The organism is Dactylosporangium sucinum, from assembly GCF_014647515.1.
In the GTDB taxonomy this organism is placed as follows: domain Bacteria; phylum Actinomycetota; class Actinomycetes; order Mycobacteriales; family Micromonosporaceae; genus Dactylosporangium; species Dactylosporangium sucinum.
Map to the genome: position 1 here is coordinate 101,555 of NZ_BMPI01000022.1, position 24,951 is coordinate 126,505.

At 71.3% G+C, this 24,951-nt stretch carries 21 protein-coding genes and 1 tRNA gene; 12 read left to right on the forward strand and 10 right to left on the reverse strand.

The annotated features are described in order from the left end of the window. Nucleotides 1-63 precede the first annotated feature (63 nt). Nucleotides 64-621 carry a helix-turn-helix domain-containing protein gene (locus IEZ31_RS23065; protein WP_190252012.1) on the forward strand — a complete coding sequence of 186 codons (558 nt, stop codon included), beginning with the start codon at nt 64-66 and terminating at the stop codon, nt 619-621. 165 nt (nt 622-786) lie between these two features. On the opposite strand, the gene IEZ31_RS23070 is transcribed toward IEZ31_RS23065, so the two are convergent. The 4 genes from IEZ31_RS23070 to IEZ31_RS56750 all read right to left on the reverse strand — a co-directional run bounded on the left by IEZ31_RS23070 (nt 787) and on the right by IEZ31_RS56750 (nt 4,161). After that, entirely contained in the window at nt 787-1,905 is a 1,119-nt protein-coding gene (locus IEZ31_RS23070; protein WP_190252060.1) for an ABC transporter permease, read from the reverse strand. Between the two features lie 62 nt (nt 1,906-1,967). Next, nucleotides 1,968-2,642: an ABC transporter ATP-binding protein gene (locus IEZ31_RS23075; RefSeq protein ID WP_190252013.1), complete on the reverse strand. Its 675-nt coding sequence runs from the start codon at nt 2,640-2,642 to the stop codon at nt 1,968-1,970. Beyond that, nucleotides 2,639-3,691: an efflux RND transporter periplasmic adaptor subunit gene (locus tag IEZ31_RS56745; RefSeq protein ID WP_229835757.1), complete on the reverse strand. Its 1,053-nt coding sequence runs from the start codon at nt 3,689-3,691 to the stop codon at nt 2,639-2,641. Before IEZ31_RS56745 ends, IEZ31_RS23075 begins: the two co-directional genes overlap by 4 nt. Next, complete coding sequence (locus IEZ31_RS56750) at nt 3,688-4,161, reverse strand: hypothetical protein (RefSeq protein WP_229835758.1); 474 nt, start codon at nt 4,159-4,161, stop codon at nt 3,688-3,690. The genes IEZ31_RS56745 and IEZ31_RS56750 overlap by 4 nt, the downstream gene beginning before the upstream one ends. Nucleotides 4,162-4,277: 116 nt before the next feature. On the opposite strand from IEZ31_RS56750, the gene IEZ31_RS23085 reads away from it, so the two are divergent. Then, nucleotides 4,278-4,940 (forward strand): response regulator transcription factor, encoded by a 663-nt coding sequence (locus IEZ31_RS23085; protein ID WP_190252015.1) that lies wholly within the window; start codon nt 4,278-4,280, stop codon nt 4,938-4,940. Then, the gene (locus tag IEZ31_RS23090; RefSeq protein WP_190252016.1) at nt 4,937-6,124 is read left to right on the forward strand and encodes a sensor histidine kinase; all 1,188 of its coding nucleotides are present in this window, start codon (nt 4,937-4,939) and stop codon (nt 6,122-6,124) included. The genes IEZ31_RS23085 and IEZ31_RS23090 overlap by 4 nt, the downstream gene beginning before the upstream one ends. A 3-nt stretch (nt 6,125-6,127) precedes the next feature. On the opposite strand, the gene IEZ31_RS23095 is transcribed toward IEZ31_RS23090, so the two are convergent. Genes IEZ31_RS23095 through IEZ31_RS23105 form a run of 3 tightly spaced genes read right to left on the reverse strand, consistent with a single transcriptional unit; the run spans nt 6,128 to nt 7,806 of the window. Further along, nucleotides 6,128-7,045: a hypothetical protein gene (locus IEZ31_RS23095; protein ID WP_190252017.1), complete on the reverse strand. Its 918-nt coding sequence runs from the start codon at nt 7,043-7,045 to the stop codon at nt 6,128-6,130. Then, the gene (locus IEZ31_RS23100; protein WP_373294670.1) at nt 7,039-7,359 is read right to left on the reverse strand and encodes a PadR family transcriptional regulator; all 321 of its coding nucleotides are present in this window, start codon (nt 7,357-7,359) and stop codon (nt 7,039-7,041) included. The genes IEZ31_RS23095 and IEZ31_RS23100 overlap by 7 nt, the downstream gene beginning before the upstream one ends. A gap of 45 nt (nt 7,360-7,404) precedes the next feature. Further along, nucleotides 7,405-7,806 carry a hemerythrin domain-containing protein gene (locus IEZ31_RS23105; protein WP_190252019.1) on the reverse strand — a complete coding sequence of 134 codons (402 nt, stop codon included), beginning with the start codon at nt 7,804-7,806 and terminating at the stop codon, nt 7,405-7,407. A 56-nt stretch (nt 7,807-7,862) separates the two neighbouring features. On the opposite strand from IEZ31_RS23105, the gene IEZ31_RS23110 reads away from it, so the two are divergent. The 5 genes from IEZ31_RS23110 (at nt 7,863) to IEZ31_RS23130 (ending at nt 16,096) form a co-directional block, all read left to right on the forward strand. After that, on the forward strand, nt 7,863-8,309 hold the full coding sequence (locus tag IEZ31_RS23110) for a MarR family winged helix-turn-helix transcriptional regulator (protein ID WP_190252020.1): 447 nt from the start codon (nt 7,863-7,865) through the stop codon (nt 8,307-8,309). Nucleotides 8,310-8,913: 604 nt separating this feature from the next. Then, nucleotides 8,914-11,862, forward strand: a complete 2,949-nt coding sequence (locus tag IEZ31_RS23115) for an AfsR/SARP family transcriptional regulator (protein ID WP_268241684.1) — start codon at nt 8,914-8,916, stop codon at nt 11,860-11,862. Between the two features lie 16 nt (nt 11,863-11,878). Beyond that, nucleotides 11,879-13,273: a class II fumarate hydratase gene (locus IEZ31_RS23120; protein ID WP_190252022.1), complete on the forward strand. Its 1,395-nt coding sequence runs from the start codon at nt 11,879-11,881 to the stop codon at nt 13,271-13,273. 389 nt (nt 13,274-13,662) lie between these two features. Continuing rightward, nucleotides 13,663-13,899: a hypothetical protein gene (locus IEZ31_RS23125; RefSeq protein ID WP_190252023.1), complete on the forward strand. Its 237-nt coding sequence runs from the start codon at nt 13,663-13,665 to the stop codon at nt 13,897-13,899. Continuing rightward, on the forward strand, nt 13,889-16,096 hold the full coding sequence (locus IEZ31_RS23130) for an N-6 DNA methylase (RefSeq protein WP_190252024.1): 2,208 nt from the start codon (nt 13,889-13,891) through the stop codon (nt 16,094-16,096). Before IEZ31_RS23125 ends, IEZ31_RS23130 begins: the two co-directional genes overlap by 11 nt. Nucleotides 16,097-16,414: 318 nt before the next feature. Here IEZ31_RS23130 and IEZ31_RS23135 read toward each other — a convergent pair whose 3' ends face one another. Together IEZ31_RS23135 and IEZ31_RS23140 are read right to left on the reverse strand one after the other, a co-directional pair. After that, nucleotides 16,415-17,041 (reverse strand): IclR family transcriptional regulator, encoded by a 627-nt coding sequence (locus IEZ31_RS23135; RefSeq protein ID WP_190252025.1) that lies wholly within the window; start codon nt 17,039-17,041, stop codon nt 16,415-16,417. Next, complete coding sequence (locus IEZ31_RS23140; protein ID WP_190252026.1) at nt 17,042-17,959, reverse strand: hypothetical protein; 918 nt, start codon at nt 17,957-17,959, stop codon at nt 17,042-17,044. 73 nt (nt 17,960-18,032) lie between these two features. Between IEZ31_RS23140 and cysS the strand changes: the two genes are divergently transcribed. The 3 genes from cysS to IEZ31_RS23155 are packed head-to-tail and all read left to right on the forward strand — an operon-like array spanning nt 18,033 to nt 23,346. After that, the gene (cysS, locus tag IEZ31_RS23145) at nt 18,033-19,439 is read left to right on the forward strand and encodes a cysteine--tRNA ligase (protein ID WP_190252027.1); all 1,407 of its coding nucleotides are present in this window, start codon (nt 18,033-18,035) and stop codon (nt 19,437-19,439) included. 5 nt (nt 19,440-19,444) lie between these two features. Continuing rightward, nucleotides 19,445-20,533: a 23S rRNA (guanosine(2251)-2'-O)-methyltransferase RlmB gene (gene rlmB / locus IEZ31_RS23150; protein ID WP_190252028.1), complete on the forward strand. Its 1,089-nt coding sequence runs from the start codon at nt 19,445-19,447 to the stop codon at nt 20,531-20,533. 38 nt (nt 20,534-20,571) lie between these two features. After that, nucleotides 20,572-23,346, forward strand: a complete 2,775-nt coding sequence (locus IEZ31_RS23155) for an Hsp70 family protein (protein ID WP_190252029.1) — start codon at nt 20,572-20,574, stop codon at nt 23,344-23,346. A gap of 58 nt (nt 23,347-23,404) precedes the next feature. On the opposite strand, the gene IEZ31_RS23160 is transcribed toward IEZ31_RS23155, so the two are convergent. Beyond that, nucleotides 23,405-24,496 (reverse strand): ABC transporter ATP-binding protein, encoded by a 1,092-nt coding sequence (locus tag IEZ31_RS23160; RefSeq protein ID WP_190252030.1) that lies wholly within the window; start codon nt 24,494-24,496, stop codon nt 23,405-23,407. 241 nt (nt 24,497-24,737) lie between these two features. Here IEZ31_RS23160 and IEZ31_RS23165 point away from each other — a divergent pair. After that, nucleotides 24,738-24,810 (forward strand) — tRNA-Thr (locus tag IEZ31_RS23165). Nucleotides 24,811-24,951 lie beyond the last annotated feature (141 nt).

Sequence of the window (24,951 nt, forward strand, 5' to 3'; positions counted from 1 at the left end):
AACCTGTCCCGGTCGTTCGTCAAGTCGAATGACTCGTTCGTTTCACCGAACGGATGCCGTCGCATGGACCCACGCAAGGCCCCACTGGACCTGATCGCGGCCGCCCTGCGCCGCGAGCGCGAGCGCTCGAACCTGTCGCTGAGCGAGGTGGCGAAGCGCGCCGGGGTGGCCAAGTCGACATTGAGCCAGCTGGAGTCGGGCGCCGGCAACCCGAATATCGAGACGTTGTGGGCCCTGGCGGTGGCGCTGAACGTCCCGTTCAGCCGCCTGGTGGAGCCCCCGCCGACGGCCCCGCGCGTGATCCGGGCCGGCGAGGGCCCGTCGATCAGGTCCGAGCAGGCCGACTTCGTCGGCACCCTGCTGGCCACGTGCCCGCCGGGCGTCCGGCGCGACATCTACCTGATGACGGTCGAGGTGGGCAGCGCGAGGAAGGCCGACCCCCACCTGCCCGGCACGGTGGAGCACGTGTTGATGATCAGCGGCCACCTGCGGGTCGGTCCGGCCGACTCCCCGGTCGACCTGGACGTCCACGACTACGCCTCGTTCGCGGGCGACGTCCCGCACGCCTACGAGGCCCTCGCCCCGGGCACCTCGTTCGCCCTGGTCATGGAGCACCGCTGACCGGTCGGCCTCGATCACGTTCCGCCGGGGCCTCGTTGAGGAGCCTGCGGTGGAACAGGTTTCGGCACCGTGGCCGCAAGAACCGGCCGCCGCGGATTGCGCAGGAGCGCCGAGGTCTAGGGCGGCGAGCGGGGAAGGCGGTGGCCGCCCTCCCCGCTGGCGTCGTCACGGCGTCTGCAGCGCCTCGGTCGGTGACAGGCGGGCCGCCTTCGTGGCCGGGTAGAGGCCCGCGGCCGCGCCGATGAGCAGCGTCGCCGCCACGCCGCCGGCCAGGGCCCATGGCGGGATCACCACCGGCCACGTCTTGTAGGAGGCGTAGCCGGCCGTCACCGCGGCGCCGAGCAGCACGCCGCCCGCGCCGCCCAGGGCGGACAGCAGGAGCGACTCGGCCAGGAACTGGGTGCGGATCTGGCCGCGGGTCGCGCCGAGGGCCCGGCGCAGGCCGATCTCCGGGCGGCGCTCCAGCACCGAGATCACCATCGTGTTCGCCACGCCGACGCCGCCGACGAGCAGGGCCACCGCGCCCACGCCGAGCAGCAGGCCGGCGAACGCCTGGCTGGTGGCCTGCTTCGCGGCCAGGGCGTCGGACGGGCGGGACACGTCGACCTCGTTCGGCGCCGACGGGTTCGCCGTGGCGGCCAGGCGGTCGCGGACCGAGGGGAGCTGGGACTCCACCGACCGGGTGTACACCGTGGTCGGGTGCTCGTCGAAGTCGAGCCACCGCGCCGCGGCCGGCCAGCCCATGAGGGCGGCGCTGTCGAGCTCCGTCGCCAGCGGCACCGGGTCGAGGATGCCGATGACCGTGAACCGGACGCCGCCGACGACCACCTGGGTGTCGGGGCCCGCCGAGCCGATGCCGAGGCGTTCGGCGGCGGCGGAGCCGAGGACGATCGACGGGAACTGCTCCGTCGCCGGGTTGAGCCACGCTCCGCCGCGCAGCGTCGCGCCGGTGATGGCCAGCAGGTCCTGCCGGGCCGCGTACGCGGCGATGCCGTTGGTCTGGGCCGTGGGGATGTGCTCCGAGCGGTACACCTTGGCATCGACGCGGCCGATCGCCGACACCGCCTCGACCGCCGCGATGCGGGCGATCATCGCCTCCGACTCCAGGGGCAGCTGCGCGTCCTCGCCGAGGATGGTGCGGCCCGGCGAGACGGTGAGCAGGTTGGTGCCCAGCGCCGACAGCGTCCGGTCGAGCTCGGCGCCCGACGAGGACGAGATACCGACCACGGCGACCATCGCCGCGATGCCGATCGCGATGCCGAGCGCCGAGAGGAAGGCCCGCATCGGGCGGGTGCGCAGCCCGACCCCGCCGACCCGGACCACGTCGCCCGGGCTGAGCCGGGCGCTCACGCGTGCACCGCCGCGGTGTCCTCCACGATGCGGCCGTCGCGCATCCGGATCTGGCGGGGCAGGCTGTCGGCGATCTCGCGGTCGTGGGTGATGACGACGACCGTGGTGCCGCCGGCGTGCAGGTCGCGCAGCAGCGCCATCACCCCGGCGCCGGACTGCGAGTCGAGCGCGCCGGTCGGCTCGTCGGCCAGCAGCAGCGGCGGGCGCCCGGCCACCGCCCGCGCGATGGCGACCCGCTGCCGCTCGCCGCCCGACAGCTCGTGCGGGTCGTGGTCGAGGCGGTGGCCGAGGCCGACCCGCTCCAGCGCTTCGGCCGCCCGCCGGCGCCGCTCGGGCCGGCGCGTCCCGGTGTAGAGCAGCCCGTCGGCGACGTTGTCGAGCGCGCTGGTACCGCCGGCGAGGTGGAACTGCTGGAACACGAACCCGATGCGGGTCGCCCGCAGCTCCGACAGTCGCCGGTCGTTCAGGCGGGCCACGTCCTGGCCGTCGATGCGCACCGTGCCGGACGTCGGCCGGTCCAGCGTGCCGACGATGTTCAGCATCGTCGACTTCCCCGAGCCCGAGGGGCCCACGATCGCGGCCAGCTCGCCGCGCTCGATGTGCGTCGAGACGCCGTCCAGCGCGGTGACGCTCCCGCTGTACACCTTGATCACCCGCTCCAGGAAAATCACTTCGGCATCCCGACGGTCGCGCCCTCGGCCAGGCCGTCGCCGGTGATCTCCACGCGGCCGCCGGCGAAGAGCCCCGTCGTCACCGGCACGTGGCGGGTCGTGGCGCCGTCGACGACCTCGACGCCGAAGCCGCCGCCGTCCAGCGCGACCAGCGCGGCGACCGGCACGGTGAGCACGTTCTCGCGCCGGGCCGCCGTGAACGTCACGTCGACCGACGCCAGCCCGAGTTCGGCCGTCGCCGCCTGGTCGTCGAGGGCGACGAGCGCCTCGATCCGGGTGGTCGGGTCGGCGTTGTTGCCCGCGCCGGGCTCGATGACCGTCGCCACCTCGGTGACCTTGCCGGGGGTGCGCTTGCCGCCGGGCAGCGTGACCGACACCGTGGCGCCGGGCTTGGCGACGGCGCGGTCGTCGACGTCGAGGTCGACGGTGACGACCTTCGTTGTCCCGGTGTACGTCAGGAGCCGCTGCCCCGGCGCCGCCGGCTGGCCGGCCTCGGCCTCCAGCGAGTCGACCCGGACGGTGCCGGCCGCGAAGACCACCCGGCCCAGCTCCACGACGCCGGTCTCGGGCAGGCCGAGGTCGTCCTGCCACCGCTCGACGGCGTCGGCGGTCGCGTCCGTGTACTCGTCGTCGACCGTGAAGCCGCGATAGCCGAGCGCGTGCAGGTTCTGCTCCAGCTGGGCGACGTCCGGGCCCTCGGTGCCCGGCGCCATCGCGCGATAGGCCGGGACGGTGCCGCTCAGCAGTACCGTCGGCGCGTTGTCCAGCCGGTAGAGCGGATGTCCCGGGGTCACCTCGGCGCCGGCGGCCGGCAGCCAGGTGACCGTGCCGGGCCTGCGGGCGGTCGCGGTCAGCGTCGGGCCGTAGCCGAGCTCGCCGTCGACGTCGAGCGTCTCCTGCAGCGTCTGCCGGGTGACCTGCGCGGTGGCCGGCGGCAGCGCGCTGGAGGTCTTCGTGCCCTCACCGCGGTCGGCGGCGGTGAGGGCAAACGTCACCGCGCCGCCGGCGATGATCACGACCGCCGCGGTGAGCGCGACGGGGCGCCTCACTGCTGGAGCTCCTTCGCGCAGGCCTGTTCCGCGGCCTTGAAGTCGGGGTCGTCGGCGACGCTCTTGTCCAGGCGGATGCCGGTGCCGTCGGGGTCGGGGAACGCCTCGACGCCGTTGGCCCGCATGCACTGGGCGTACTTGCGCATCCGGGCCTCCTGCTGCGGGTCCCCTCCGCCGCCGCCGTTCATGCCCTGCGGCGCCCACTCGCGGCAGGCCTCCATCGCCTTCTGGACCTGCTCCTGGCTGACCGAGCCGTCGAACTTCATCATCACGCCCTTGCCGGGCTCCGGGTCCGGCACGTTGACGCCGTTCTCCCGCATGCACTGGGCGAACTTCAGCGCTTTCGCACCGGGGTCGGCGCTGGCGCTGGGGCTGGCTTGGGTGCCCGTCTCTTCCGCCTTGCCGCCGCAGCCGGCCACGGTGAGCGCGAGGGCGAGTACGGCCGTCGCGGCATACAGGTGTCGTCGCATGGTCGCTCCTGTTTCGGTGGGTTCGTCCGGCGGCCCATGCAACGCGGTGGCCCGTTTCCGGAGCGTTTGCGCTGGTGATAACGGCGGGGAAACACCACCGGTGGCAACCTTGAGCGATGCGGGTGCTGGTGGTGGAGGACGAACGGATGCTCGCCGAGGCGATCGCCGAGTGGCTGCGCGAGGAGACCCACGCGGTCGACGTGGCCTTCGACGGCGCGGCCGCGCTGGAGCGCATCGAGGTCAACGACTACGACGTGGTCGTCCTGGACCGGGACCTGCCGATCGTGCACGGCGACGACGTCTGCCGGACCGTGGTCGGCTCGGGCTCCTCGTCGGCGGCCCGCGTGCTCATGCTGACCGCCGCCGCGGAGATCGGCGACCGGGTCGCCGGGCTGTCGATCGGCGCCGACGACTACCTGACGAAGCCGTTCGCGTTCCCCGAGCTGGCCGCGCGGGTGCTGGCGCTGGGTCGCCGGTCGCGCCCGCTGGTGCCGCCGGTGCTGCGGCGGGCCGGGATCACGCTGGACCCGGCCCGGCGCGAGGTGACCCGCGACGGGCGATATGTCCCGCTGTCGAAGAAGGAGTTTGCGGTACTGGCTGAGCTCCTGCGGGCCGAGGGGACGGTGGTGTCGGCCGAGCACCTGCTGGAGAAGGCGTGGGACGAGCACGTCGACCCGTTCACCGGGGCGGTGCGGCTCACGATCCTCAAGCTGCGCCGCAAGCTCGGCGACCCGCCGGTCGTCGAGACCACGCCGGGTGTCGGGTACCGGATCGCATGAGCTTCCGTCCCACGCTGCGGCTCCGCCTGACGCTCGTCTACGGCGGCCTGTTCCTGCTGGCCGGCATGGCCCTGCTCGGCGTGACCTACCTGCTGTTCAGCAAGCAGCTGTCCGACTCCGTCGGGGGCTACCTTCCCGACGAGCCCGGCATGAACCGTCAAGTGATGGTCCTCCGGCGCGACGGCACCACCCTGACCGGCGAGGCCGCCCTCGAGTGGATGCGCCGGCAGCAGGCCGAACTGCAGGACGCGGCGACGACCTCGCTGCTCACCCAGGGCGCGATCGCCCTCGCTCTGGTCGCCGCCGCGGCGGCCGCCTCCGGCTGGGTGGTCGCGGGCCGCATGCTCGCCCCGCTGCACCGCGTCACCGCCACGGCCCGCCGGATCGCCGCCGCCCCCGCCACCGACCGCAGCCTGCAGCAGCGCATCGACCTGCACGGCCCGCTGGACGAGGTCAAGGAGCTGGCCGACACCTTCGACCGGATGGTGGAGCGGCTGGACCACGCCTTCGACGGCCAGCGCCGCTTCGTCGCCAACGCCTCCCATGAGCTGCGCACGCCGCTCACGCTGAACCGCGCCCTGGTCGAGCTGGCGATGCACCGCCGCACCGCCTCGCCCGACGTCATACAGCTCGGCGAGAGCCTGCTGCAGATCAACGCCCGCCACGAGCGGCTCATCTCGGGCCTGCTGCTGCTCGCCCGCGCCGACCACGAGATCGCCGAGCGCTCGCCGGTGGACCTCGCCGACGTGGTCACCCACGTGGTGGCCCAGACCAAGGACGAGGCCGACGAGGCGCGCGTCGACGTCACCGAGTCGGCGGACGCCGCTCCGACGCTGGGTGACGCGCTGCTGCTGGAGCGGCTGGTGCACAACCTGGTCGAGAACGGCGTCCGCCACAATGTCGTGGACGGCTGGGTGCATGTGGCCAGCCGTTCGGCGCCGGGCGGCGGGGCGGAGCTGGAGGTCAGCAACAGCGGCCCGGTCGTCCCGCCCTACGACGTCCCGGCCCTCTTCGAGCCGTTCCGCCGGCTGGGGCCGGAACGGCTGGTGACGGCGAAGGGCTCCGGGCTCGGGTTGTCGATCGTCCTGTCGGTGGCCCGCGCCCACGGCGGCGACGTGCAGGCGGTGCCGCGGGAGGGTGGCGGGCTCGTGGTCACGGTCCGCCTGCCGAGGGGTGCTGGTTAGCCGTCAGGCGACCCTTCCGCCGGGCGTTGCTTCGACCGTTGCCCCGGCCGGCGCGGGCCTCCGGCCGAGCGCCGCGCCTATGGCGAAGCCGGTGAACACCAGGTAGAGCACCGGGTCGAACTCGGCGATGTCGCCGACGAGGAACGCGTCCGGCCAGGCCGGGATGCCCAGGTTCTGGCCGGTGAGCACCACGAACAGCCACAGGGGGGCACCCTGCGGGTCGGGGTGCTGGGCGGAGTTGAGCACCGGCACCATCGTCGCCACGTCGGCCAGCACGACCGCGCCGGCGATGGCGAGCCATCGTGCCGAACGTCGTCGGCCGGCCCTGGCGCGGTGCCCGGCCCAGGCCAGCAGGAGCGCGAGGCCGCCGAAATACAGCAGGTAGGCCGGGCCGTGCAGCCTGATCTTGTCGGTGTTGTTGGAGACGGCGTAGAAGAGCAGGCAGATCGCCAGCGGCGGGACCGTCACGGCCGCGACGAGCGTCGCCGGGCGGTCGGGCAGGCTCCACCGGCGGCCGAGCAGCGCGAGCAGCAGCGCCCCGAGCACGCAGAGCCCGGTGATCATCGGCATCTGCAGGTCCATCGGGTCGAACGCGCCGCTCCCATACGGAATCCGGTGGACCACGACGCTCATGACCACCACGCTCGCGGCGAGCAGGACGAACCCGATGACCGGAGCGAGGAGCACGAGCCGGACGGCATGCCACAGCTGGCGCAGTCGCATGGCGGCGGACATCGGCTGCCGGGCGGGGCGGGCGAGGGCGAGACTTCCGGAGTAGCGCAGCATCGCCCACGGCCGTCCGGCCTCGCCCAGGACGTGCAGCTCGGCCGCCCACTCGCGGTGCAGCTCGTCGCGGATCGGTGCCGGCCAGCGCCGTGCCGCCGCCCGCAGCAGGGCCTCGGCCAGCCGCGCGGTCACCACGCCGGCCTCACGGTGCCCGAGGCGTTCTTGGTGGTCGGGACGGCCGTGCGGCGGTGCAGCTCGGCCAGCGCGTCGCGGGCCTGCTCGACCCCGTCAGGTGTCAGTCGGTAGAACCGGCGGGCGGGCCGCCCGGCCTCGGCCGGGTCGATGTCCTCCCAGAGCGCGGTCACCCAGCCCGCCTCCTGGAGCCGGTGCAGGATCGGGTAAAGCGTGCCGCTGGCGAGTCCGGTGGCCTGGATGAGCTCCAGCCCGTAGCGGTCCGCCGCCGGATCGGCGAGCAGCGCCGCCAGCACCTGCGCTGTGGTCACGGTCATTCGCACCGGGCCACTGTATCGCATCTCTACATAGGGTGCTGCCCCTCAGGGGAGTGCCTCGATGGCTGGGATCAGCGCCGCCTCCTCGTAGCGGAAGTGTTCGTCGAGCTCGGCCGCCAGGCTGTCGACGCGTTCGCGGAGGGCGTGCGGATCGGTGGCCAGCGCGCGCAGCTCGCGGATCCGCTCGGCCACCACGGCGTGCTCGCGGCGGAGGCGGTCGAGGACCGGCGTCAGCTCCGGCAGCGCATCGTCCAGGAACGGGAAGGCGAGCGTGTCCTCGCCGGTGTGGTGGGCCGTCAGCGACGCGCAGAACGCCACGCAGTGCTCGGCCAGGCGCTCGGGGAGTGCCTCGCCGGATCGGAGGCGGTCGAGGTCGGCGCGCAGGCCGTTGTGGATGTCGGCGAGCTGGCGGGCCGCCGCGCGCAAGCGGTCGGCGGTGGTGGGCATGCGACCCCCTACGATGTGGAAAGCTTTGCCAGCAAAATTACTTTGGAGACAAAGGTATGTCAACGGGCCTCGGCGTCGACGACGGTGTGCGGATGTTGCTGCTGCTCATGCCGCGCATGGTGGGGCGCGCGAAGCGGATCCCCGTGCCGGCCGAGCTGCAGTCGTTGTCGCTCGCGCCGCGGCACTTGTCGCTGCTCTCGTACCTCCTGTTCGACGGACCCCTCGGCGTCAACGAACTCGCCAAGCGCCTGGAGGTCGCGCCGACGACCGTGAGCCTCATGGTCGCCGAGCTCAGCCGGGCCGACGTGGTGGAGCGGGCGGAGGACCCGGCCGACCGCCGCCGGGCGATCGTGAGCATCACCGACCGTCGACGTCCGGCCATCGACGCCTGGCTGTCGCGGGGTGCGCACGCCTGGCGGAAGGTGCTGGAACCGCTCACCCCGCAGGAGCGCCAGCTGTTCGTCGACACCCTGGCCGCGTACGAGCGCGAACTTCAGACGTGACAGCGCAGGCGGACGAGCAGCACCTCCGCCGAGGTCCCGACCCTCGCCGGAGCACACCGCCGCCTCGGTCCGCCAGGCGTCCAGGTCGAGCAGGCCAAGTGGCCCACCCGCGCACATATCCGGAAAATCGGATAAAGTGCCGACCAGCCGAGAGTCACTCGCGTGGCCCGGCGGCACCACGAACGCGGGATCGGCGAGCCGCCACGACTCCCGCCGGCCCGGAAAGCCGCGATGCGCCCCGAACGGGGCCATTGCCGCATTCGGCGCGTCCACGCCGGGCGCACACGCCGTCAGCGAGAGACCGGCCAGCGCAACCCTTCGCGGGCCAGCGGTTCGGGGGCCGCACCCGTCGTTGGGCGCGGCCCCTCACCCCGAAAAAGGTGCGCGCGACCGAAACATCCCCGTTCGTCCGGGAGTAATGAACAGGGCTCCGCCTGAGTAAGAAGACGGGGGTTCTGAGCAAGTCCTGGACGCATTCCGGCACGCGCTTGCCTTCCAGTGAAAAAGGGTCGCCGCCGCTGCTCTCTTGCCGCTCTCATCTGACTACCATCGAGTGTTCAGCGTGCAGCTTCGAGGGGAGGCGGCGGCCGCACAGAGGGTGGTTATGCGCAATTCGACCAGGTTTTCGATCTTGGGGCCGGTGCTGATTCGCACACCGGTTACCGAAATCACGGTCGCTGCGCCCCGCGAACGGGTGCTACTCGCCCTGCTGTTGCTCCGCGAGGGGCAACTCGTGCCCGTGCAACAGGTCATCACCGCGCTGTGGGACACGCATCCGCCGCCGACCGCGCGCGCCCAGGTCCACAGCTGCGTCTCCCGGCTGCGCCAGCTCCTCAGGCGGGCCGGCCTGCCGGAGGACCTGGTCATCACCGAGCCCGCGGGGTATCGGATCAAGGTCGGCCCCGAGGACCTCGACGCCGCCCTGTTCGCCACCCGGGTCGAGCGGGGGCGGGCCTGCGCCGCCGAGGGCGACCTGACCGGCGCGCGGGACGAGCTCCGGTCCGCGCTGGCCCTGTGGCGCGGGCGTCCGCTGGCGGACGTGGATTCCGAGACGGTACGGGCGGCCGCCGCCCACCTCGACGAGCAGTGGACCGCCGCCATGGCGTTCTGCCTCGACCTGGAGCTCCAGCTCGACCTCGCCGAGGAGATCCTCGCCGAGGTGGCCGACCTCGTCGAACGATTTCCCCTCAACGAGCAGTTCCGCGGCCACCTGATGACCGCGCTCGCGCGCACCGGCCGGCGGGCCGACGCCCTCGCCGTGTTCCGGCGAGGGCGGGCGCTGCTCAACGACGAGCTGGGCATCGAGCCCGGCGCCGAGCTGGTCGAGCTGCACCGGCGCATCCTCAACGGCGACGTGACGCTGCTGCTCATGCCGCACGTCTCCCGGGGCGGCATCCGGCGGCCGGCCCGCTGCCTGCCCCGCGACATCGCCGACTTCGCCGGCCGGGCCGAGACCGTGCAGCGCATCGTCGACGCGCTCAGCGACGGGCGGCAGGCCGTGATCGCCATCGACGGCATGGCCGGCACGGGCAAGACCACCCTGGCCGTGCGGGCCGCCCACGCCGTCTCCGACGGTTACCCCGACGGGCAGCTGTACCTCGACCTGCGCGGCCACAGCGACCGCACCCCGCTCGACCCCGGCGAGGCGCTGGGCCTGCTGCTGCGCCAGCTCGAGGTACCCGTCGAACGGGTCCCGCAAGGACTCGACGAGCGGGCCATGCTCTGGCGCACCGAGCTGGCCGACCGGCAGGTGCTCGTCCTGCTCGACAACGCTCTCGACACCGCCCAGGTGTTGCCGCTGCTGCCCGGCAGCGCGCAGACCGCGGTGATCATCACCAGCCGGCGGCGGCTCGGCGGGCTGGACGGCGTGCAGCCGCTCTCGCTCGACGTACTGCCGATCGAGGACGCCGTCGAGCTGCTGCGGCGCACCGTCGGCGAGCGGGCGTTCGCCGACCCGGCGTCCACCGCCGAGGTCGCCGAGCTGTGCGGGCGGCTCCCGCTCGCGGTCCGGCTGGCGGCCGCCCGGCTGCAGCACCGGCCCAGCTGGAGCGTCGCCGACCTGGTGGCGCGGCTGCGCACCGCCGACCGCCGCCTGCCGGAGCTCGCCGTCGACGGCCGGACCGTCGCCGCGGCGTTCACGCTGTCGTTCCAGCACCTTCCGGTACCGCTGCAGCATCTTTTCGCCGTGCTTGGACTGCATCCGCCGGGGGACTTCGAGCCGTCCGCGGCGGCGGCCCTCGCCGACCTGCCGCCGGCCGAGGCCGAGGCGCTGCTGGAGGACCTCGTCGACGTGCACCTGGTCGAGGCGCCGGCGGCCGGGCGGTACCGGCTGCACGACCTGCTGCGCGACTACGCCGCGCAGCTGGCCGGCGCGGCCACGGCACCGGCCGTCAGGCGGCTGCTCGACCACTACCTGCACAGCGTCGTCAGCGCGACCCGGTTCATGGAGCTGTCCGACGCGAAGACGGTGCTGCGGCTCGGCCCGCCGCCACCGACCGCGAAGCATTTCGCCACGCTCGGTGACGCGCGGCGCTGGCTCGACCGGGAGCTGCCCAACGTGCTGTCCGTCGCCCGGCTCGCCGCCGAGTCGGGCCTGCACCGGCACACCTGCCTGATGACGCGCGCGGTGTCGCCGTTCCTGTTCGGCGTCGGGTTCGGCGAGACGCAGCTCGACCTGTACGAGCGGGCGATCGCCGCCGCCGTCGCGCTCGGCGACGGCGAGCTGGAGGCGGAGTCGCGCAACTACCAGGCCGCCGTGTACTTCCGCATGGGCCGCATCGCCGACGCGCTCGCCACGCTGCAGCTGGTCGTCGAGATCGCCGAGCGCGACGGCCTGCCCCGGCTGGTCGGCACCGCGCTCACGAACCGGGCCATGCTGCTGACCAAGCTGGGCCAGTATCCGGAGGCGATCGCCGCCGCCGAGGCCGCGTCCCGGGTGCCGCAGCGTCATCCGGACTATGTGGTGCCCGCGAGCCTCGAGTTCAAGATGCACAACATGATCGGCGTCGTGCACACGCAGGCCGGCAACTACGCGCAGGCCCTCGTGGCCAACCGCCGCGGGATGGCGGTCGCGCGGCGCCTCGGCGGGGTCCGCCCGGTCGCGATCATGATGGGCGAGCTGGGCCTCGTCCATCTGCACCTCGGCCACCTCGGCGTCGCCACCGGCCTGCTGCGCCGGGCGCTGCTGCTCAAGCAGGACTCCTACAACCAGTACGGCGCCGCCGAGACGCTCTCGAAGCTCGGCACCGCGCACCGCATCGCCGGCCGGGTCAAGGACGCGATCGCCTGCCAGCGGGCCGCCCGCGAGCAGATGGAGCAGGTCGCCGACGTGTCCGGGCAGTGCCTGGCCGCCAACGACCTCGCCTTCTCGCTGCAGGCGCTCGGCGCGCAGGAGGAGGCGCGGGCCCTGCACCGCGAGGCGCTGGCCAAGTCGACGCGGATCGGCGACCGCTACGAGCAGGCCCGGGCCCTGGCCGGGCTGGGCCGCACGGACGAGGCAGTGGCGCTCTTCACCTCCCTGGGTGCGCGTGATCTGTCCGCATTGACGCGCTGAGCGGCACCATTGGTTTATGGAGTACCGCGTCGAACACGACACGATGGGTGAGGTGCGCGTCCCCGCCGACGCGCTCTGGCGCGCGCAGACCCAGCGGGCCGTGGAGAACTTCCCGATCTCCGGCGGTCGGCTGGAGAGCGCCCACATCCAGGCCCTGGCCCGCATCAAGGCGGCCGCCGCGGCGGTGAACGCCGACCTCGGCGTGCTCGACCGCGACGTCGCCGACGCGATCGTCGCCGCAGCCGGCGAGGTGGCCAGCGGCGCACACGACGGGCACTTCCCGATCGACGTCTTCCAGACCGGCTCGGGCACCTCGTCGAACATGAACATGAACGAGGTGATCGCGACCCTGGCGACCCGCGCGCTGGGCCGCCCGGTCCACCCGAACGACCACGTCAATGCCTCGCAATCGTCGAACGACGTCTTCCCGACCTCGATCCACGTCGCTGCCACGCACGCGCTCGCCAACGACCTGCAGCCGGCTCTGCGCACGTTGGCCGATGCCCTGGCATCGAAGGCGGCCGAGTTCGAGACGGTGGTGAAGTCCGGCCGCACGCACCTGATGGACGCCACGCCGGTCACGCTCGGCCAGGAGTTCGCGGGCTACGCGGCGCAAATCTCCTACGGGATCGATCGAGTCTCGGGTGTACTGCCAAGAGTGGCGGAACTCCCGCTCGGCGGCACCGCGGTCGGCACCGGGATCAACACCCCGCCCGGCTTCGCCCCGGCGGTGATCGCATTGCTGGGGTCGTCCACCGGCCTGCCGCTGACCGAGGCGCGCAACCACTTCGAGGCCCAGGGCGCCCGCGACGCGCTGGTCGAGGCGTCGGGCGTGCTCCGCACGATCGCGGCCGGGATGTACAAGATCGCGAACGACATCCGCTGGATGGGCTCCGGCCCGCGCGCCGGCCTGCGCGAGCTGCACATCCCCGACCTGCAGCCCGGCTCGTCGATCATGCCCGGCAAGGTCAACCCGGTCATCCCGGAGGCCGTCCGCCAGGTGGTCGCCCAGGTGATCGGCAACGACGCGGCGGTCGCGTTCGCGGGCACCCAGGGCGACTTCGAGCTCAACGTGATGCTCCCGGTGATCGCCCGCAACCTGTTGGAGTCGATCCGCCTGCTGTCGAACGTGGCCCGCCTGTTCGCCGACCGCTGCGTGGCCGGCCTGACCGCGAACGTCGAGGTCCTTCGCGCCTACGCCGAGGGATCGCCGTCGATCGTCACCCCGCTGAACAAGTACCTCGGCTACGAGGAGGCCGCGTCGATCGCCAAGCAGGCCCTGGCCGAGAACCGCACGATCCGCGAGGTCGTCCTCGACCGCGGCCACGTCGACAGCGGCAAGCTCACGCTCGAACAACTGGACGCGGCGCTCGACGTGCTGGCGATGACCTCGCCTCCGCGGGCTTCGTGAGCTGATACCGGGCCGGGTCCGGCGGTCCGGAGGTACCCGCGGTCAACGCGATTCACCTGGTAGCGCAGTGGCAGCCGGGCGGCAGGTCATTGACGTCTGGTGTGTGCAGGGTTTCGAATCCTCGGTAGGGGCCGCGGACCTCCCCAACACCTCCCTGGAGTCGAGGAAACGCAGCTCAGTGGTGGTGAGTGTGCGTACGCTCTCGTCGAGGTAGGCGTGGCCTCCGCGAGATTGCGGCCGATACCTCAGGTCGTGTTCAGGGTCCGCCACCCTTTCCTGTGCGGCACCGCTGGTCAGACAGGCATTCGCGAACGCTTGCGAAACAAAATCACTGACATCTGGTATCCGAACGTGCGCGTCGGTCCGCGGCAGGCCTACCTTCAAACGCGGTGAGCGTTGAGGAGGAGGTCGGCATGGCGGACTGGGCGGCCCGGGTGATCGGGGGTTTGCCATGGCCACACCTGGCCATGGTCATCCTGATATCGATGCTGTTCGTAGGCTGGGTGATCATCAGCGAGCTGCGCACCCGGCATCTGGTCCAGTTGATCCGCGCGTGGCGGAGTCCGGCTGGCGCTGACCGGGCGGTCCAGGCCCGACCTGAGGAAGGTCAGGACGATGGCCGCTGAGCGGCGATTGATGACGCGGGCGCAAGTGGCACAGGCTGCCGGCGTTAGGGAACAGGCAGTCAGTCAGTGGGTCAGTCGGGACTCGTCGTTCCCGCGCACAGTCCGGAACGGCCGCCGGGTCGGCTATCCGGTCGACGCGGTCGCCGAATGGTTGGACAACCGCAAGATCCACAAGAAGGCCCGCCAGGCGGGCGATCCGCCTGGCCTGACCTACTACGGCCAGCGCTTTCGTCTTGCGGTTGGCTTGGCCGCCGCGCCTCGCCACGGGACCGGCGCGAAGCAGTGCCGGGGCGAGCCACGGCAGCGGTTGCGTGCCTGGGCGGATCAGCTACGAGTGCCCAGCGAACGTCCGGAGCGGTTCGAGGCGGTGGTGCTGTCCCTGCTGTACGTGCGGGCGATGAATCCGACCGGCTGGGCGACGCTGACACGAGCGCCGATCGGTAGCGTCCGGGCCGCGGCAGCCGAGGTGTCGCGGCGGTTGCCGCAGCCGCTGATGGCGGCGACCGAGCAGCTGCGTGACCTGAAGGATGACTGGTGGTCGACCCGTTTGCGGCGGGTCGTCGCAAAGCTGGCCGAGCCCCCGACGTCGGCCGCCGACACCTTCGAGTTTCTGCTGGACGTGTTCGCCCGGCGTCGACACCGCAGCCCGGACGAATACCTGGTACCCGTCACGTTGGCGCGGTTGATGGTGGCTCTGGTTGACCCCCAGCCTGGCGATCGAGTCCATGATCCGTGCTGCGGCCCTGGAACGCTGCTGGTAGCGGCTGGGCAGCACCTGGCCAGCACTGTTGGGCCGGCGGTGGACGGCGCCTCGGCCGTGCTGACCGGCCGGGCGACGACAGCCCGGACGTGGCAGTTGGCCACCCTCAATATGGCGATCCACGAGCTGCAGTGTGACCTCTCCGCCGAGCCACTGGCCCCGGACCGCGCCAACGAGGTTGATGTCGGGCCAGGAGGATACGACGTCGTGCTGCTCAATCCGCCATTCGGCCGGACGGAGTGGAGCGTTCCGGCATCGCGTGCCGGACAGGAGTGGCTATGTGTTCGACCGGCGGCATACGACACGGCCTCGGCCTGGTTGCAGACCGCGGTGTCAGCGTTGGCCCCAGGGGGCCGGGCCGCGGTGATTATGCCGAACAGCCTCGCCTCGGGCCTCACCGACCAGCAGCGCCCGGTGCGCAAGGGAATGGTGGAGCACGGCGTTGTCCGGTGCGTGATCACGTTGCCCAGAAACCTATTCCGGGAAACCGCCACTCCGGTCACAGTGTGGATCTTGGCGCAACTGGATGACCCGCCGCGCGAGGATATCCTGCTGATCGACGCTCGGCGGGCGACGCGGACCGACGGCAGCTACCAGGCGCTGACCGAGGCCGGCAGCGAGGCCGTCCTCGATGCCTACCGACGCTGGCTCGACGGCTCGGTTGTATTGGTCAATGGCACTTCCCCGATCACCGCGGTCGCGGTAACCAGGGACCAGGTCCGCGACCATGATTACGCCCTCCAGGTCGACGCCTACGACCTCCCGCGTCCGCATGCGACGCCGCCGACGCGACCCGAACAGCAGGCATCGGCCGACCCGCGTGGCCGGCCGGACCCTACCGAGGACCGACCCGATCATCGGTCGACACTCGGAGTGGCAACGACCAAAGACAGTCTTGTCGGAGCCATCCCGGCCGACTGGTGGGTGGGTGAGCTGCACGAGCGATGCGAGATCCGGCTGGGCCCGTCCGGCACCCAGTTGCCCGCCTCCGACTACCTGCCCGAGGGAGTCCCCGGAGTCCCCGTGGTCATGGCCAGCAACATCCGCAACGACGGCATCGCACCAGACCTCAAGGTACGAGTGAGCGACCGGACTGCAGAACGGCTGAGCGAATACCAACTGCAATCAGGCGACATCCTGCTGGTCCGGATTGGCGAGACAACACGGTTCGGCAGAGTCAATGAGCAAGAAAACGGTTTGCTGATGGGCAACACCTGCATCCGGGTGCGTCCGAGCCCGGCGGTCACGCCGGAGTTTCTGGCCCACTACCTCAGCCACCCCGAGGTGCAGGGATGGCTGCGCGCCCACACCCTGCACGGCTCGCGATCCAGCATGAACAAGAGCCACCTCAGCCGATTGCCGCTCGCGCTACCCCCTACCACGGTGCAGCGCCGAATCGTCGCGGCTGGCGGAACTGCAAGTTACGTAACGGTGTAACTCAGATAAAGGGGACAGCGCGACGGCGATGATTCGGTACCGAAATGCGATGCGTCGCCGGTGGTGTCGGGATCGGCCGATGACCAGCCGTCCCCACGGGCCCCCGCTCGCCCCGCGGCGGCCCGGCTGGCGCCGCCGACGTGGATCGGGAGCGGACCGAGCGCCGTCGGGAAGCTGGTCAGCTCGTCGAACGCGAAGAGAAGCCCTCGAAGCCGCAGGCCTCGGCGTGCCGGGCGACGGCGACCAGCAGCTCGGGGTCGGTGGGCCGGTGGTGGACGGCGAACCTCATGGCCGCGACCGTAGAGCGTGACGCGGGCGTCAACGCAAGGCTCGCGCCACCGCGTCGGCGGCGTCGACCACGTGCGTTCTGGCTTCCTCTTTGATCTGTGCCAGAGCGACCACGCCGACGCTCGCCTCCAGCCCCTCGACGTTCGGAACGGCCGCGGCGACGCCGTAGGCGCCCGGCTGGAGTTCGCCCTCGGTCGTGATGGCGTCGAAGTTGCCGTCGCGGCCGGCCAGGATGGCCTTGCCTGCCGCGCCGACCTCCAGGGGGTGGCGGGAGCCGGTGCGGTACGCGACGTGGAACTGCGTCCAGCTCGGCTCGACCACGGCGAGGGCGTAGGCCTCGCCGCCGTCCGCGATCGTCAGGTGGGCCGTGGCGCCGACCGTCTCGGCCAGGCGGCGCAGCGCGGGCAGGGCGGCGTCCGCGACCAGCGGCTGGGCCCGCCGGGCCAGGTGCAGCACGCCGGCGCCGACGCGCAGGCGGCCGGAACGATCGCGCCGGATCATGCCGTGCTCGGCGAGGGTGGCGACCAGGCGGTAGACGACCGCTCGGCCGACGCCCAGGCGGGCCGCGGCCTCGGTCATGGTCAGGCCGCTGGGAGCGTCGGCCACCAGGTGGAGCAGGCGCAGGCCGCGGTCGAGGGTCTGCGCGGTCTCGGTCACCTACTTATTGAACGCCAGCGCGTCCCGCACCGTCTCGCAGGTGGGGGTCCACTTGGGGACCGCTCTGCCGGCGACCGTGATCGTGCCCTTGAGCTGCAGCGTGAGCTGGGCGGTCTGGATCTCGGCCGGGACGTCGGCGGTCAGCTCGGCGCGTCCGATGTGCGGGTCGTCCTGGTTCGGGCCGCCGAGCGACAGCGGCACGGTGACCGGGATCGGGCCCTCCGGGCCGGTGAGCGTGATCGATGCCGCCGTGTCGAGCGCGATCGCTATGCCGTTGCGGCTGTACCACAGATTCAGCTCGACGGTCATCCACACACGGCCGCTCTTGGCCCAGCCGCGCGTGTCCACCCACGGGTCCAGGACGGCGTCGGTCATCAGGACCGCGGACGAGCCGTCGATCGCCTTGTCGGGGCTGGCGATGTTGCAGCGGATCGAGGCGTGGTCGCGGCGCTCGGGGTACAGGCCGGGGATCGGCGTGCTCGTCTCGGCCGTGCGCAGGTCGATCCACTGGGTGCGGTCGGTGTCGGTGATCTCGAGCCGCACGTTGGAGTCCTTGGGGGCGGCGGCGACGATGAATGCCTGCGTCTGGAACTTCGGTACCGGATGCGGCTGGCCGTTGATCTTCAACAGTGCGTCGGTGAAGGCCTTGGACGTGGTACCGCTGGGTGAGGAGCCGACATAGGTCGCGCCGATCATCTCCAGGTGCAGGCCGACCTCGGGCCAGCGCAGGTTCGCCTCCTCCTTGCCGAGGATGCGGATGAACGGCAGCTCCAGGCTGGCCGGGCGGGGACCCTCGCGCACGAGCACCTTCGGCGCCGGCGGCGGCGGGCTGACGGTCGACCAGTCCGTCGGCGGATCCGACTTCGAGCACGCCGAAAGTAGGAGTAGCCCGCACAGGGCGAGTCGGCGGATCAGCACGTGGCCGATTCTGCGGTTGCGCGCCGGGGTCGCGCGACATCGCGTCACAATGCCGACCGGTACTCTTGCATCTGTGACCCTACGCCTGTATGACACCGCCACCCGATCGGTCCGGGACTTCGTCCCGAAGACTCCCGGGCAGGTCGGCGTCTACCTGTGTGGGCTCACCGTGCAGGCCGGTCCGCACATCGGCCACCTTCGCTCCGGCGTCAACTACGACGTGCTGCGCCGATGGCTGCTGAAGTCGGGCTACCAGGTGACGTTCATCCGCAACATCACCGACATCGACGACAAGGTGCTGCAGAAGGCGCTGGAGGCCGGCCAGCCGTTCTGGTCGATCGCCTACGCCAACGAGCGCCTGCTCGCGGCCACCTACGAGAAGCTGGGCGTCCTGCCGCCGACCTACGAGCCGCGCGCCACCGGGCACATCCCGGAGATGCACGAGCTGATCAAGATCCTGATCGACAAGGGCTATGCGTATCCGGCGACCGACGGCTCCGGCGACGTGTATTTCGACGTGCTGGCGTTCGGCGACTACGGCTCGCTGTCGAACCAGCGGCCGGAGAACATGGAGCCGGCCGCCGACGGGCCGGCCCGGTCGAAGAAGGACCCGCGCGACTTCGCGCTGTGGAAGGGTGTCAAGGCCGACGAGCCGTCGAATGCGTACTGGCCGTCGCCGTGGGGGCCCGGCCGGCCCGGCTGGCACATCGAGTGCTCGGCCATGTGCTGGCGGTATCTCGGCGAGGAGTTCGACATCCACGGCGGCGGGCTCGACCTGACGTTCCCGCACCACGAGAACGAGATCGCGCAGTCGCACGCGGCGGGGCACCCGTTCGCGCGGTACTGGGTGCATCACGCGCTGCTGAACCTCGGCGGCTCGAAGATGGCCAAGTCGCTCGGCAACGTGGTGTCGCTGGAGGCGCTGGTCGAGTCCGGGGTGCGGCCCGTCGAGATCCGCTACTACCTGCTGGCGCCGCACTACCGGTCGGTGATCGACTACACGCCGGCGGCGATGGAGGAGGCGGCGGTCGGGTACCGGCGCCTGGAGAACTTCGTGCAGCGGGCGTTCGAGCTGACCGGGTCGTCCGAGCTGGGCGAGCTGCCGGCCGAGTTCGTGGCAGCGATGGACGACGATCTCAACACGTCGAGGGCGCTCGCCGTCGTGCACGACCTGGTCCGGGACGCGAACGCGGCCCTGGCCGTCGGAGACGCCACGTCGGTCGCGCGGTGGCTCGGCTCGATCCGGGCGATGCTCGACGTGCTCGGGGTCGACCCTCTGTCGGACCAGTGGCGGTCTGCGGAGTCCGGCGATTTGACGCGGGTGGTTGACTCGCTCGTGTCGCTCGCGCTGGAGCAGCGGACCGCCGCGCGCGCCCGCAAGGACTGGGCCGCCGCCGACGCGGTGCGCGACCAGTTGAAGAACGCCGGCATCGCGGTGGAGGACACCCCGGCCGGCCCACGATGGACGCTGGAGAGCTGAGGCAGATGCCAGGGAATTCCGAACGCCGCGGCAAGCGCGTGGCGTCGAAGAAGGGCGCCACCAAGGGCTCCGGCGGCAAGAACCGCCAGTCGCTCGCCGGCCGTGGCCGCACGCTGCCGGCCGACGAGCGGCCGTGGCACAAGGGGTACTCCGGCGACGAGGAGCTGCCGCAGCGCACCGCCTGGAAGCAGGACAAGGAGCGCCGTGCGGCGGCCGCCGAGGGGCGCGCGCCGAAGATCGGCCAGCCGGGAACGAAGCGCACCGCCGGTAAGGGCCCGTTCGGCGCGTCGAAGAAGGCCGCGGTTTCCAAAGGCCCGCGGGTCTCGCCCGGACGGAAGGCCGCCCAGCCGAAGGACGGGCCGGAGCTGCTCGTCGGCCGCAACCCGGTCGTCGAGGCACTGCGCACGCACGTCCCGGCAACGGCGCTGTATGTCGCGCTCGGCATCGACATGGACGAGCGGGTCAAGGAGGCCGTCCGCACCGCCGCCGAGCGGGGCATCGCGATCCTCGAGGTCACCCGCAACGAGCTCGACCGCATGACCGGCGGAGTGCTGCACCAGGGTCTCGGTCTGCAGGTGCCGCCGTTCGCGTACGAGCCCTTCGCCGACCTGCTCGCCGCCTCCCTGGAGGCGCCTGCCCCGCTGCTGGTGGCGTTGGACGGCGTCACCGACCCGCGCAACCTCGGCGCGATCATCCGCTCCGCGGCCGCGTTCGGCGCGCACGGCGTCTTCCTGCCCGAGCGGCGCTCGGCCGCGATCACCGCCACCGCCTGGCGCACCAGCGCCGGCGCGGCGGCCCGGGTCAAGGTGTCCCAGGTCACCAACCTGACCCGCTCGCTGAAGGCGTGCCAGGAGGAGGGCTTCGTCGTCGTCGGTCTCGACGCGGACGGGGAGACCTCGCTGTACAGCCTGGAAGCTGCGGTCGGCCCGCTGGTCGTCGTCGTCGGCTCCGAGGGCCGCGGCCTGTCCCGGCTCGTCGGGCAGACCTGCGACATGCGCGTCGGCATCCCGATGATCTCCGACGTCGAGTCCCTCAACGCCTCCGTCGCCACCGCGGTGACCCTGGCGGAAGTCGCGAGACGGCGATCTGTCTGATCACTGGCGAGTTGGTTCCGACTGCCTAGTATGAGCCGGTGACTGAGCCTCAGCAGGGCTTCGCGATCGGAGTCGATCTCGGGACGTCCAACACCGTCGCCGTCATCCGGTGGCCCGACGGACGTACCCGACCGCTCCTCGTCGACGGGGCGCCCATCATGCCATCGGGTGTCTTCGTCGACGAGAGCGGCCGGCTGCACGTCGGCCGGGACGCCGCCCGGCTGGCGGGCCTCGACCCGTCCCGCTTCGAGCCCAACCCGAAGCGACGGATTGACGAGCCCACGGTACTGCTGGGAGACCGCGAACTCCCGACCGTCGACCTGCTGGCATCGATCCTCGCGTCCGTCGCCCGAGCCGCGGTGGAAGCGGTCGGATTCCTACCCACGGCCGTCCTGACCTATCCGGCGGCGTGGGGGACGCGGCGGCGGGAGGCCCTGCAGACGGCGGCGCGGCGGGCCGGCTGGCCGCCGGTCATGCTGGTGCCCGAGCCGGTGGCGGCCGCGCGGTACTTCGCCGACGTCCTGCGCCGCCCGGTCCCGGTCGGCTCGGCCCTCGCCGTCTTCGACTTCGGCGGCGGCACGCTGGACATCGCCGTTGTCCGCAACGACGGCGGTCGTTTCGAGGTCATCGGTACCGGTGGCTTGGAGGACCTGGGCGGCCTGGACGTCGACGCCGCGCTGGTCGAGCACCTTGGCCTGATCATCGGGCAGACGGCCCCGGACACGTGGTCGGCGCTGCGCAACCCGTCGTCCACGTCGCAGCGCCGGGACCGGCGGCTGTTCTGGGACGACGTGCGCGGGGCGAAGGAGATGCTGTCGCGGGCGGCGGTCGCGCCCATCACGGTTCCCGGCCACGACCAGGCTATTCACCTGACGCGTGAAGAGCTGGACAAGGTCATCGAGCCGCTGATCCGCCGGGCCGTGTGGGAGACGGGGAACGTGGTTCAGCGCTCGGGTCTCCGCGGCGACCAACTGGCCGGCATGTTCCTCGTCGGCGGCTCCTCGCGACTGCCGCTGGCGGCGCGGTTGCTGCACGCTGACCTGGGGATTCCGCCTACGGTGCTGGAGCAGCCGGAGCTGCCGGTGGCCGAGGGTGCTTTGGCCGAGCTGGCGCCGGTCAGCGGGTACCGCACGGAGAGCATTCCGGCCGGTAACTCGAGGCCGATGGCTGCGGCGCCGGTGTCGCCGGGATTCGCCGGGACGCCGACCTCCGGGCCTGCGTATGGGAATGCGTCGCCGCCCACCGGTTATCCGATGTCGGCCGCGCAGGCGATCCCGCCGCAGATCTCCTCACCGCCGGCTTCCGGCGTTTCTGCCCCGCCTACGCAGGGCTTTTCTGCCCCGCCAACCCAGGGCTTCGGTGCGCCTCCGGTTTCCGGCGCTCCCACCTCGCCGGGGTACTCCGGCCGGCCGACGCCTCCGCCGTACGTGAACCCTCCGACGCCGCCTTCGGACGAACCCGGCAAGCCGCGCCGCACCGGCCTCCTGGTCGCGGTCGCGGCGGCGCTCGTGGTCCTGGTCGTGCTCGGCGGCGGCTACTGGTTCTTCTTCCGCGACCCCGACACCACGGTGGACTTCAAAACGATCACGGCGTACGGCTCGATGGACATCGGCGAAGCGACGAAGATCGACGCGGTGACGACGGTGGTACTCGGCGACCGCGTCTACGTCGGCTGGGAGTTCGACAACAAGTACCAGGTTGCCGCGTACGACCTGAAGGACAAGAAGAGGGCCTGGGGCCCGAAGACGGTCGAGGGCGCCAACACCACCTGGGGCTTGTGGCCGTACTCCAAGGGCATTCTTGTCACCGGCACCGGCGACTCCGCTGGCGGCGCCCTCGTGCTGCTCGACCCGAACAGCGGCGAGCAGTTGCACAAGGAGAAGTACGAGAGCCAGGACCGCATCTACCCCCTGGAGAACGTGTGGGTCCAGCACTCGTCCGCCGGTAAGAAGAGCAAGGCGTTCGCCTGGAACGGCGATCTGAAGTGGACCCGTGCCGACAACGAGAAGGGCTCGTTCCTCGTCGGGCAGACCAACGCCGCCGACCTGCGCGGCCCGGCGTACCTGGGCGGCACGCCGCAGAACCTCGAGCTCAAGGGCCGAACCGACCTGATCAGCGTTGACGGCGACGGCAAGATCCGCCTCCTGGACGCGGCGGACGGCAACAAGGTCCTGCGCACATATGCCAACGACGGCGACTCGTACTCCACGTACGTCACCCACGACGGCAAGCTGTTCCTGACATCGACCAGCGCCAAGTTCACTGTCAAGGTGTACGACCTGGCGAAGGATGGTGAGCCGACCCAGATCTTCAGCGCCACGGACGACAAGCGCAAGATCATCGATATCGCACCGTGCGGCACCGACCGCATCTGCATCCTCGACGGCGCTGCGTACGAGGGCACCGACACGGTGCTCCGCGCCATCTCGGTGACGGAGCGCAAGCAGCTCTGGCAGGCCGACGCCCCCGGCACCAAGGTGCTCGTCCCGGTCGGGAAGCAGGTCCTGGCCACGACTGTCTCCGGCACCGTCGCGAGCGCGCTGTTCGACCAGTCGGGCAAGCAGTTGCTCAAGGAGGACGAGGACCGCAGGTCCGTAGGCGTCCGCGCCACGAGCGGCAGCCTGCTCTTCCTGAACAAGGTTCCGAGCAGCAGTGAGGCCGACATCGCCCTGGTCGGCGTCACGGCCGCCACGGGCAAGCGGGTCGCCGTCGGCACCGTCAACGACGTGACGGGCTCAAGTTGCTCCTGGAATGCGGCCTACATCGCTTGCGAGTCGAAGGGCAAACTGCAGGTCTGGACCTTCGCCAAGTAGCTTTCCATGCAAAGGGGCGACGCTCTCGTCGAGCGTCGCCCCTTTTTCGGGCCTCAGATCAGATGCGGCGGCCGGTCGCGGCGTTGAACGCGTGGTGCGTGTTCGCGTGCGGGCGGACGTACACGATCTCGGTCAGGCGCGGCGTGCGGCGCGGGTCGGCGCGGACGACGAAACGCTCGTCCTGGCCGTCGAGCGCGACGGTACCGTGGACGTACGCGTCGGAGCCGAGCTCCTCGACCAGGTCCACCGTGATCGGGATGCCGCCGTCGTTCGGCCCGACCAGGTCGGTGTCCTCGGGACGGAACCCGACGGTGACCTTGCCGTTGCCGCCGTCCGTCTGCGCCGCGGCGATCTGCTCGCGGGACAGCGGGAGGACAACTTCGCCGAAGCGGCCGCCCTGGTCGGTCAGCGGCACGGTCTTGATGTTCATGGCCGGAGAACCCATGAAGCCGGCGACGAAGACGTTCGCGGGCCGGTCGTAGAGCTCGCGCGGGGAGGCGACCTGCTGCAGCACACCGTCGAGGAGCACCGCCACGCGGTGACCCATCGTCATGGCCTCGACCTGGTCGTGGGTAACGTAGACGGTGGTGATGCCGAGCTTGGCCTGCAGCGTCGCGATCTGCGAGCGGGTCTGCACACGGAGCTTCGCGTCGAGGTTCGACAGCGGCTCGTCCATGAGGAAGACCTGCGGCTCACGCACGATGGCGCGGCCCATCGCGACACGCTGGCGCTGACCACCGGAGAGGGCCTTAGGCTTGCGGCCGAGGTAGTCCTCGAGCTGCAGCATCGCGGCCGCTTCCTTCACACGCCGGTCGATCTCGTGCTTCGGCGTCTTGCGCAGCTTGAGCGCGAACGCCATGTTCTCGTACACCGTCATGTGCGGGTACAGCGCGTAGTTCTGGAAGACCATCGCGATGTCACGAGCCTTCGGAGGCAGGTGCGTGACGTTGCGGTCGTTGATCAGGATGTCGCCCTGGTCAACGTCCTCCAGACCGGCGAGCATGCGCAGCGAGGTCGACTTACCACAACCCGAGGGACCGACGAGGACGAGGAACTCGCCGTCCCCGATCTGCAGCTCGAGCTGGTCGACCGCGGGCCGCGGGGTGCCCGGGTAGATCCGGGACGCCTTCGCGTACGTGACCGTAGCCATAGCAGGGTGCCACCTTCCACCGGCAGGAACGTGCCGGACGATCCGAGTAGAAGCTCCTTGGGCAGCGCCAATGCTCCCCGAGGTTGCAGCCAGGTTAAGCGCTTGTTCCGCCCGTGCCAAGGTCGACGGTGGTTTTTGGGGTGATTCGGTACAGTCTGTGCCGTGGTATGTCGGCAGCGCGGAGGGGGCGGGGGCCGTTAGGATCACTGTTGGTGCCCTACGTCGTCGCGTAGGGCGGCCAGCCGACGTGGCGCAATTGGCAGCGCACCCGACTTGTAATCGGAAGGTTGGGGGTTCAAGTCCCCCCGTCGGCTCTTTTGGTCAAGGCGTTGAGCTGGTCGTTCTTTCGCATCGGTCGATCTTGGGTGGCCTGTCGGATCGACGTTGTGCTCATTCTTTGCTCGGACGGGCTCATCTGGCCGGGTAGCAATCGTCATTCGGATGCCGTGACCGGC

What these genes read in the sequence shown, in the direction of transcription:
- IEZ31_RS23110 (WP_190252020.1), top strand. Translation starts at nt 7,863, where the DNA reads ATGTCAACGGGCCTCGGCGTCGACGACGGTGTGCGGATGTTGCTGCTG.
- IEZ31_RS56750 (WP_229835758.1), bottom strand. Translation starts at nt 4,161, where the DNA reads ATGCGACGACACCTGTATGCCGCGACGGCCGTACTCGCCCTCGCGCTC.
- IEZ31_RS23120 (WP_190252022.1), top strand. Translation starts at nt 11,879, where the DNA reads ATGGAGTACCGCGTCGAACACGACACGATGGGTGAGGTGCGCGTCCCC.
- IEZ31_RS23090 (WP_190252016.1), top strand. Translation starts at nt 4,937, where the DNA reads ATGAGCTTCCGTCCCACGCTGCGGCTCCGCCTGACGCTCGTCTACGGC.
- IEZ31_RS23070 (WP_190252060.1), bottom strand. Translation starts at nt 1,905, where the DNA reads ATGCGGGCCTTCCTCTCGGCGCTCGGCATCGCGATCGGCATCGCGGCG.
- IEZ31_RS23065 (WP_190252012.1), top strand. Translation starts at nt 64, where the DNA reads ATGGACCCACGCAAGGCCCCACTGGACCTGATCGCGGCCGCCCTGCGC.
- IEZ31_RS23130 (WP_190252024.1), top strand. Translation starts at nt 13,889, where the DNA reads ATGGCCGCTGAGCGGCGATTGATGACGCGGGCGCAAGTGGCACAGGCT.
- IEZ31_RS23115 (WP_268241684.1), top strand. Translation starts at nt 8,914, where the DNA reads ATGCGCAATTCGACCAGGTTTTCGATCTTGGGGCCGGTGCTGATTCGC.
- IEZ31_RS23105 (WP_190252019.1), bottom strand. Translation starts at nt 7,806, where the DNA reads ATGCCCACCACCGCCGACCGCTTGCGCGCGGCGGCCCGCCAGCTCGCC.
- IEZ31_RS23160 (WP_190252030.1), bottom strand. Translation starts at nt 24,496, where the DNA reads ATGGCTACGGTCACGTACGCGAAGGCGTCCCGGATCTACCCGGGCACC.
- rlmB (WP_190252028.1), top strand. Translation starts at nt 19,445, where the DNA reads ATGCCAGGGAATTCCGAACGCCGCGGCAAGCGCGTGGCGTCGAAGAAG.
- IEZ31_RS23100 (WP_373294670.1), bottom strand. Translation starts at nt 7,359, where the DNA reads ATGACCGTGACCACAGCGCAGGTGCTGGCGGCGCTGCTCGCCGATCCG.
- IEZ31_RS23085 (WP_190252015.1), top strand. Translation starts at nt 4,278, where the DNA reads ATGCGGGTGCTGGTGGTGGAGGACGAACGGATGCTCGCCGAGGCGATC.